Raw genomic sequence first — 8,164 nt, forward strand, 5'->3', positions numbered from 1 at the left:
GCAGCAATCGACCTAAGGCTTTCCTTCCTCCCACGGGAAGCCTTTACTTTTGGTAGCTCCACCAAAACCGAACTGTTTCGTGGCTGATCTCAACACCGCGTTCGTGCAGAAGATCTTCCACATTACGGAGTGAGAGCGGAAAACGAACGTACAGCATCACCGCAAAGCGGATGATCTCTAGGCTCGTTTTAAAGGACCTGAATGGGGAGTGTTTTGGCATACGGCGAGGCTACGAAACCACCCTGCCCTGCACAAGCCAGTTTCCTCTGACACTGCCCTTTAGCGCCTTAATCCTGCCCAAACAGCCTTTCAGACACAGATCCGATATGGGCGCGCATTGCATTTTGCGCTGCGGCTGGATCGCGGGCTTCGATTGCTTGGGCGACGCTTTCGTGCTCTGCAAAGCTGGAATGTTCGCAGGGTGGTCGATTTGATCCACGCACAACTTCATTGTCTGCAACGGCCCGTCGAACGTGGTTGAGCTGATCGAACAATAACAAAAGAAGCGTATTATCCGATGCCTCTGCCACGGCCCGATGAAACGCGTCATCTTGTGCTTCGTAGTCGGCCCAGTTGGCCGCTGCTTTGGCGCTGTCTTTGGCAAAGTTAATGCGCGCGATGGCTTCCCGTGAAGCATGGATTGCGGCCTCGCGTGCCAACGATGGTTCGATACACAGCCGAGCTTGCACCATCCGAACCGGCGTCATTTTCTGTTTAAGCATCGCGATAACACCAACACTGTCAGTGTTGCTAGGCTGGGCGACAAACGTTCCCTTTCCAACATGCCGCCAAATCGCGCCTTCACGCTCTAAGGCGTCCAACGCTTTGCGCAGGGTGATCCGCCGTAATCCCACCTTTGCGATCATTTCTCGCTCAGAAGGCAAGCGATCCCCGGGCGCGTAAGATCCCGCGTCGATAAAGCATCGCAGACTGGCAATTGCGTCTTGCTCCTCAGACGTTTCACGATGCGTCATCGGAATAAGGGCGTCTAAAGATTGGTCGACTAATTGCACCATAGCTATTGGATATAATGGATCGATCAATACAAACAACATAAAACAACATAAATTGCAAATATTCTTTGTATTGATTTAGATTGATCTAGGTTGCCGCTGGTTCTACACTTGGGCTAAGAATCGCCAGATTTCGGAGGAGTTGATGTCAGAGTATGTGATCGAAACCCCGCCAGTCGTTGGTGTCCCAGTCGCTGGTTTGGATGCAATGTTTCCTGTACGTCGTGTCTATTGCATCGGTCGCAACTATGCTGCGCACGCGGTTGAGATGGGCCATGATCCAGACCGTGAGCCACCGTTCTTTTTCCAGAAGAATCCAAACAATCTGGACCCGTCTGGTGAGTTTCCATACCCGCCCCATTCCAGCGATGTACACCACGAGACAGAAATGTTGGTGGCGCTGAAATCCGGTGGGGTGAACATCCCGCTTGATCAGGCGCTGGACCATGTTTTTGGCTATGGTTTGTCGCTTGATATGACCCGTCGAGACCTACAGGGCGCGCAGAAAAAGATGGGCCGGCCTTGGGAAATTGGCAAAGCTTTTGAACGCTCTGGCCCATGTGGCCCGCTGCATCCGGTGTCGGCGGTCGGGCATCTTGATCAGGGTCGTGTTGAGTTGAAGGTCAATGGAGAGATCCGCCAAGAGGGCGACCTCAACCAGATGATCTGGAAAGTGCCGGAAATGATTTCCTACTTGTCCAAGTATTTCGAACTGACGGCTGGTGACGTCATCATGTCGGGCACGCCCGCAGGCGTTGCGGCTGTTGAAAAGGGCGATGTCATGGTGATGAGCATCGAAGGCTTGGGCAGCATGGAAGTCAAGGTCGTGTGACGACACGCGCACGGCCTACGTGGGAGAGGCGATGCTGGAACTGACACTTGGAACTTGGGACCATGATCGCGTGATGGCGATCCATGATGGTCGCGTCGCCGTGCCAGGCGTTTCGCTGAAATGTGAGGTTCACCCAACGTCCAAGCTGTTCCCATGGGCGGTGCAAGACGCGCGGTTCGATATTACTGAAATGTCGGTGTCCAGCTATATCCTGCAATTGTCACGCGGCGGATCTGACTACACGGCAATCCCGGCTTTTGTCAGTCGTGCTTTCCGGCATAGCGGGTTCTTTGCGCGGGCAGGCTCTGGCATCGAAAGCCCCGCAGATTTTGCCGGGCGTCGGATTGGAGTGCCTGAATATCAGATGACTGCTGCACTTTGGATGCGCGGAATTCTTGCGGATGAATATGGCGTGGGTTGCGATCAAATTCACTGGAGTACAGGGGCCTTGGACGAAGGCGTGCGGCGTGAACGGCTTGAACTGGCCCTGCCGCCTGACATGGTGGTTGATCCGATTGCCGAGGGCGACACCCTGCAAGACCTGCTGTTGCGTGGTGAAATTGACGGGTTGTTGGCCCCAAAACCGCCAAAGGCGTTTTTGGACGGGCATCCCGATCTGGTGCGTCTGATCCCGGATTTTGAACTGGCAGAGCAAGCTTATCATCGCAAAACCGGGTTCTTTCCGATCATGCATTTGATCGGCATCCGTAACACGATTGCCGATGAGCATCCTGATTTGGTGCGCGCCTTGTATGACGGTTTTGTCCACGCGCGCGACATTGCAATGGAGCGGCTGCGCGCTGTCTGGCTTGGCAATGCGAACCGTCTGTCTTTGCCATGGCTGAATGCGTCGATGGAACGGACTTTAGCCACGTTAGGCCCAGATTATTGGAGCTATGGATTCGCGGCCAACCGGGCAGAGATCGACGCGATCTGCCGCTATTCAGTGCAACAACATCTTGCCGCAGCGCGTGTGACGCCAGAGGCGCTGTTTCATCCGTCCGTGTTGAGGACATGAGCGCGATGGGTGACATTCTACATGCTGGCCTCGGGTGGCCGATTGCCGGGACATTGTTGGCCGTCAGCTTTATAGGTTCATTTATCACCGTCGCTTTTGGCATCGGCGGTGGTGCGGTTATGTTGGCCGCGTTGGCGACGTTACTGCCAGCGGCGGCGATCATTCCGGTGCATGGGCTTGTTCAATTGGGCAGCAACGCCGGACGTGCGGCTTTGATGGTCAAATACATGCGGTTCGAGCTGCTGGGAGCGTTCTCGATCGGCGCGTTGATTGGCATCTTCGTGGGCGGGTCTGTCGTTGTGCAATTACATCCCGGCTGGATTCAAGTTGGCGTTGGGCTGTTCATCTTGTGGTCCGTGCTCGCCACGCCTCCTGCCTTTTTGCAACGCTCTGGCATGGTTACGGGCTTGTTTTCAAGCTTTCTGACGATGTTTTTCGGCGGCACCGGGCCGTTTGTGGCCACATATGTCAAAGCGCAAAAGCTGGATCGCCATGGCCATGTTGCCACCCATGCTATGCTAATGACGGTTCAGCACCTGCTAAAAACCATCGCTTTTGGTCTACTGGGATTTGCATTCGCTGCATGGGCTGGATTGATCGCGATGCTGATTGGATTTGGCATGCTTGGTACTTTAGTGGGTCGCTTGGCCTTGGCACGGATTGACGAAAAGCGATTCAAATTCGCGCTGAATGCGGTGCTGACAATTTTGGCGCTGCGGCTGATTTATGCCGGGGCGTCGTTGTTGATTTTCGGAGGCCCCGAGGCAGAAATATAAACAGACCCGTTCGGGAACAACGCGGCCAGAACGGAAACATCAAAGAGACGCGTGACGATAAATGAAACTGGGAGGATACTATGACTAAACGATCAAATCTAAGCCGTCGCCGGTTCCTGGGCACTGGCGTTGCCGCAACGGGAATCGCACTTGCCGCTCCGCAAATCGCACGCGCGGCGGATTATCCAGAGCGCAATATATCGGTCATCATTCCGACGCGCGAAGGCGGCGGCGCAGACCGAAATTTCCGTGCGTTTACAAGCATCTGGAAAACTAAGCTAGGCACTGATTTTGAACCAGGCTTCTTCCCCGGCGCGTCTGGCCGTGTTGGATATGAGGTCTATATGGGCAAGAACAAGCCCGATGCCTATAGCCTGATCTTTGGCAATATGGGGCCAGAGGTTCTGAATTGGGCGATCCAAGCGCCGACCTTTGACGTGAATGACTACATCTATTTTGGTCAGGTCGATAAGGATCCGGGTTGTTTGTTTGTTGGTGCTGAAAGCCCCTTGAAAACACTCGATGACGTGATTGCCGAGGGCAAAAAGCGCAAATTGAATGTTGGCACAAGCCGCATGGCACATCCGGCCTCTATTGGTTTGCTGGCGTTGGGCGAAGCCACGGGTGCGCAGTTCAATCTGATCCCACTTTCGGGCGGTAAGAACACCGTCGCTGGCGCTGTCACCGGCGAGGTTGATTTCTCTGTCCTCACGTCTGGCTCGGTCATCGCTGCGGGTGAAGCGGTTCGCACGCATCTGGTCTTTGGTGAAAACCGGGTCGGGGCTGCGTTAAATGACGCGCCTTCGATGAACTCGGTCTATGGCACTGATCTGCCGGAAATGCTGTCGAGCCGCGCGTTTGGCATCCACAAAAAGGCTGCGGATGATCACCCTGATCGCATGGATTTGCTTAACAGCACGTTCAAGGCGACGTTCGATGATCCGGCGTTGCTAGAGGCTTACATCGCCTCCAAAGGGACGCCGGAATATCTGAGCTATGGCGGCGTTGAAGAATGCGAAACCTTCAAAAACGCGATGCTGGAACTGGGTGCGAAATACAAAGCCCTGCTCAGCGGCGCATAAGTAAATCGGCGGGCCGGGAAACCCTTTGGCCCGCCTTTTTGGCCAAACTCGGTACAGGTAGGACGGACAATGGACAACAACAAAATGCAGCGACAGCTTGGCGGAGAACTGGTCATCCCAGTTCTTGCGGTCGTGTTCACGCTCTACTTTTTCAGTTCGATCTGGAATTCTCCGTGGACCGCGCAGGTGAGCGCCTTTGCGGTCGGTGGGATATTGCTGCTGGTTTGCGGGATTTTCATCATTCGCTGTGGTATCTGGTTACGCCGGGGCGAGGCATCACTAGGATTTTCCAACCTTTTCAGCCGCGAAGATCTGCACACAGGCCGGATTGGGTTGCTGGTCACCACGATTGGATTTTGCTTTTTAATTGAAATGCTTGGCTTCACCTTTACAACATTCCTGTTCCTTTCGATCAGCATGATCATACTGGCAAAGGGCAAGCGTCCGGTCTTTATCGCTATGGTTTCTGCCATCATGGCACTTGGCGGCTGGGCTGTATTTATCTGGGCCTTTGACACGCGGTTTCCGCGTGGCTGGTTTGAAACGACGATGAAGGCGGTGCTGGCCAATGGGTGAGACACTCGCAATTCTGATCGAGGTTTTCTTTGAGACGCTCACGTTCTGGTGGGTTATCATTCCAACGATTTTCCTTGGATTGATCGTGGGCGGTATCCCCGGATTTTCAGCCGCCAACACGATCATCATCTTGATGCCGCTGACGCTTGCCATGACGCTGCAAACCGGGCTGATCTTTATGGTCACGCTTTACTGCTCGTCGCGCATGGGCGCGGGCATTCCGGCCATATTGGTCAATATTCCGGGAACTGCGGGGGCCGCTGCCACGCCGCTTGATGGCTATCCGATGGCGAAACAGGGCAAAGGCCAGCAGGCGCTGGCGATTTCCTTTGTGTCCTCGTCCATCGGCGGCTTGCTGACGACAATCATTGCGCTCGCGACGATGCCAATCTTGGCCCGCGTCGGGTTTTACATGCATTCGGTCGAGATGATCGTGGTGATGCTGTTCGGCATCTCGCTTATCGCGTCGATTGCGTCGAAAGACATGCTGAAAGGTTTGATCGCGGGCTTCTTGGGCCTGATGATCGGATCGATTGGTACCGACGTGGTTTATGCCACGCCGCGCGCGACATTCGGGTTCCTGGAACTTTACGACGGTGTGCCGCTTATTCCGGCACTGGTCGGGTTGTTCGCCGTATCAGAGGCGTTCATCATCATCGAGAAAAAAGTGATCGTTGCTAGAGGCGGTGAAGTGGCCAGCGGCAATTGGGATAGCACGTTTGAGGGTATTCGCATGGCGTTGTCACGCTGGTGGCACATCATCTGGACGTCGATTATCGGCTTGGTTATCGGCGTCATTCCCGGTGCAGGCGCGTCGATTGCTAGCTTTGTCGCCTATCAACAATCGCGCAGCTTTTCCAAAACGCCGGAATTATACGGCACTGGTCATCCAGAGGGTTTGATCGCCCCGGAATCCGCCAATAACGGGGTCACATCGGGCACGCTGGTGCCTTTGCTTGTCCTTGGCATTCCCGGCGGTGCGACCGCCGCGATCATGCTGGTTGTCATGCAGTTCCATGGGGTTAGCTTTGGCCCGTCGCTGTTCGAGAACCAACCAAAGGTTGGCTATGGCATGTTCATGGCGATGGCAGTTGCCTATTTCCTGATGCTTTTCACCATCCTGCCGCTGAGCCGATATATGAGCCGGGTAACGACGATCCCAACAATCTATCTGGCACCAATGATCATCTCGTTCACGCTGGTCGGTGGTTTCGTTCCGCGGGAATACATGTTCGACATGTACCTCGCCCTTGGCTTTGGCGTGCTGGGCTATATCGCGCGGCGCACCAATTACCATGTGGCGGCAATTTTGATCGGGATCATTCTGGGGCCACTGTTGGAGCGCTATTTCTTGCTCGCGCTGAAGAAATCTGATGGCGATATCCTGACGCTATTCTCGTCCAACCTAGGCAATGTTCTATGGGTCGGGCTGGTGCTGTCGTTGATCTTGCCGATCTTTTTTAACTGGCGACGCAAACAAAAAGGGGTGGCGAAATGAAGGTCGAAGTCGAATACGAACTGGCGCGGAATGTTCGCAAAATTGCGCGTTTGGATATTGCAGGCGGCGGGCAGATCGTTGTTGAAGGCGGCTATGCCTATGTCGGCCATATGAAGCCGCCTATGGGCACTTCAATCATCGATGTTCGCGATCCTGCCAAGCCTGTGGTTGTCGCGCATATAGAGCCGCCGGATGAGTATTCGCACACCCATAAGGTTCGCGTGGTCGACAACATCATGATCACCAATGTCGAACAGGATCGCCGTCATCCTTTGCGGCGGGGCGAAAAGATCGCGGGCCTGCGGGCAGAGGGGCTGTCGGACGAGGAAATCGCCGCCAAGCTGAACCTAAAAGCTGCGGATCTTCCGAACATCCTGGAAACTTTGGCGCGCGGCTATGACATGGGCGGCTTCCGCATCTGGGATATCTCTGACAAAACAGTGCCGAAACTGCTGTCTTACGTGAAAACTCACGGCTTTGGCGTGCATCGTTTTGATATGGACGACCGCTACGCCTATATCTCGACAGAGATGGAAGGCTATGTCGGCAATATCCTTGTGACTTACGACATCAGCGATCCAAGCAACCCCACAGAAGTGTCGCGCTGGCATATGGACGGGCAGCATCTCGCTGGCGGCGAAGTGCCAACGTGGGATGGATACGGCGTGCGCCTGCACCACGCCATGCGCTGCGGTGATGAGCTTTGGGCTGCTGTTTGGCACGCAGGTTTCCGCGTGCTGGATGCGACGGATATGAGCAATCCGAAGGTCATCGGCAGTTACCGATTCCAACCGGGTATACCCGAGCCAACGCATACGGTGATGCCGATGGAGCAGTTGATCGATGGGCGGCGCTATGCGGTGGTGATTGATGAAGAACATGACCATTTACCGGGCCGTTTGCACGGGTTTATCTGGGTGATGGACGTGACTGACCTGAACAACATGGTGCCAGTTTCTGCCTGGGATCTGACGGAACGCGCAAGCCCGTGGGTTGGCCAACCGGGTGTGCGTTTCGGCGGCCACCAGTTCCGCGAAAAACTCGATAGCACCCTAATCTATGCCACGTGGTTTGCCGGTGGACTGCGGGTGCTGGATCTTGCTGATCCGCATCTACCAGTTGAAGTCGCGCATTACATTCCCGAACCCGGCCAAGGTGGCCCTGCGCAATCTAATGACGTTGATGTGGATAAGAATGGACTGATCTACGTGCTAGACCGTAACAACGGCGTCGATATACTGGAGATGAAATTATGAGCGATCCTGACCTGCTGGCCCCCAGCGTTGATCCCAACAAATCCGCCCTTGGTATCCGCCGTGTAAGCGCGCGCAACGAGGCCTCGACAAGGTCAGTGATGATGGTGCGTGAC

The 8,164-nt window shown here is 54.8% G+C and carries 8 protein-coding genes and 1 pseudogene; 7 read left to right on the forward strand and 2 right to left on the reverse strand.

Annotation, left to right across the window (positions count from 1 at the left end):
* Positions 1-61 precede the first annotated feature (61 nt).
* Both ABF287_RS10630 and ABF287_RS10635 read right to left on the reverse strand, forming a co-directional pair.
* Positions 62-220 (reverse strand): annotated as a pseudogene (locus ABF287_RS10630) (IS6 family transposase); the annotation flags it as partial.
* Positions 221-287: 67 nt separating this feature from the next.
* The gene (locus tag ABF287_RS10635) at positions 288-974 is read right to left on the reverse strand and encodes an FCD domain-containing protein (RefSeq protein WP_347184987.1); all 687 of its coding nucleotides are present in this window, start codon (positions 972-974) and stop codon (positions 288-290) included.
* 184 nt (positions 975-1,158) lie between these two features.
* On the opposite strand from ABF287_RS10635, the gene ABF287_RS10640 reads away from it, so the two are divergent.
* From ABF287_RS10640 to ABF287_RS10670, 7 genes are all read left to right on the forward strand, one after another.
* Positions 1,159-1,845, forward strand: coding sequence for a fumarylacetoacetate hydrolase family protein (locus tag ABF287_RS10640; protein ID WP_347184988.1), 687 nt, complete (start codon positions 1,159-1,161; stop codon positions 1,843-1,845).
* 31 nt (positions 1,846-1,876) lie between these two features.
* On the forward strand, positions 1,877-2,863 hold the full coding sequence (locus ABF287_RS10645; RefSeq protein WP_347184989.1) for a 4,5-dihydroxyphthalate decarboxylase: 987 nt from the start codon (positions 1,877-1,879) through the stop codon (positions 2,861-2,863).
* A gap of 5 nt (positions 2,864-2,868) precedes the next feature.
* Positions 2,869-3,639: a TSUP family transporter gene (locus ABF287_RS10650; protein WP_271548572.1), complete on the forward strand. Its 771-nt coding sequence runs from the start codon at positions 2,869-2,871 to the stop codon at positions 3,637-3,639.
* 80 nt (positions 3,640-3,719) lie between these two features.
* Positions 3,720-4,721 (forward strand): tripartite tricarboxylate transporter substrate-binding protein, encoded by a 1,002-nt coding sequence (locus ABF287_RS10655; protein ID WP_271548573.1) that lies wholly within the window; start codon positions 3,720-3,722, stop codon positions 4,719-4,721.
* 69 nt (positions 4,722-4,790) lie between these two features.
* Positions 4,791-5,297 (forward strand): tripartite tricarboxylate transporter TctB family protein, encoded by a 507-nt coding sequence (locus ABF287_RS10660; protein ID WP_271548574.1) that lies wholly within the window; start codon positions 4,791-4,793, stop codon positions 5,295-5,297.
* Positions 5,290-6,795, forward strand: a complete 1,506-nt coding sequence (locus tag ABF287_RS10665; protein WP_347184990.1) for a tripartite tricarboxylate transporter permease — start codon at positions 5,290-5,292, stop codon at positions 6,793-6,795. Before ABF287_RS10660 ends, ABF287_RS10665 begins: the two co-directional genes overlap by 8 nt.
* A complete protein-coding gene (locus ABF287_RS10670) occupies positions 6,792-8,051 on the forward strand; it encodes a hypothetical protein (RefSeq protein ID WP_271548363.1) in 1,260 nt (419 codons plus the stop codon). Before ABF287_RS10665 ends, ABF287_RS10670 begins: the two co-directional genes overlap by 4 nt.
* The last annotated feature ends 113 nt before the right edge of the window (positions 8,052-8,164 follow it).

It is taken from the genome of Pacificibacter sp., from assembly GCF_039769035.1.
Taxonomy (GTDB): Bacteria; Pseudomonadota; Alphaproteobacteria; order Rhodobacterales; family Rhodobacteraceae; genus Celeribacter.

Excerpts from the sequence above, each read along its gene's own strand:
- ABF287_RS10665 (WP_347184990.1), top strand. The coding sequence starts at position 5,290 with ATGGGTGAGACACTCGCAATTCTGATCGAGGTTTTCTTTGAGACGCTC.
- ABF287_RS10635 (WP_347184987.1), bottom strand. The coding sequence starts at position 974 with ATGACGCATCGTGAAACGTCTGAGGAGCAAGACGCAATTGCCAGTCTG.
- ABF287_RS10640 (WP_347184988.1), top strand. The coding sequence starts at position 1,159 with ATGTCAGAGTATGTGATCGAAACCCCGCCAGTCGTTGGTGTCCCAGTC.
- ABF287_RS10660 (WP_271548574.1), top strand. The coding sequence starts at position 4,791 with ATGGACAACAACAAAATGCAGCGACAGCTTGGCGGAGAACTGGTCATC.
- ABF287_RS10670 (WP_271548363.1), top strand. The coding sequence starts at position 6,792 with ATGAAGGTCGAAGTCGAATACGAACTGGCGCGGAATGTTCGCAAAATT.
- ABF287_RS10655 (WP_271548573.1), top strand. The coding sequence starts at position 3,720 with ATGACTAAACGATCAAATCTAAGCCGTCGCCGGTTCCTGGGCACTGGC.
- ABF287_RS10645 (WP_347184989.1), top strand. The coding sequence starts at position 1,877 with ATGCTGGAACTGACACTTGGAACTTGGGACCATGATCGCGTGATGGCG.
- ABF287_RS10650 (WP_271548572.1), top strand. The coding sequence starts at position 2,869 with ATGGGTGACATTCTACATGCTGGCCTCGGGTGGCCGATTGCCGGGACA.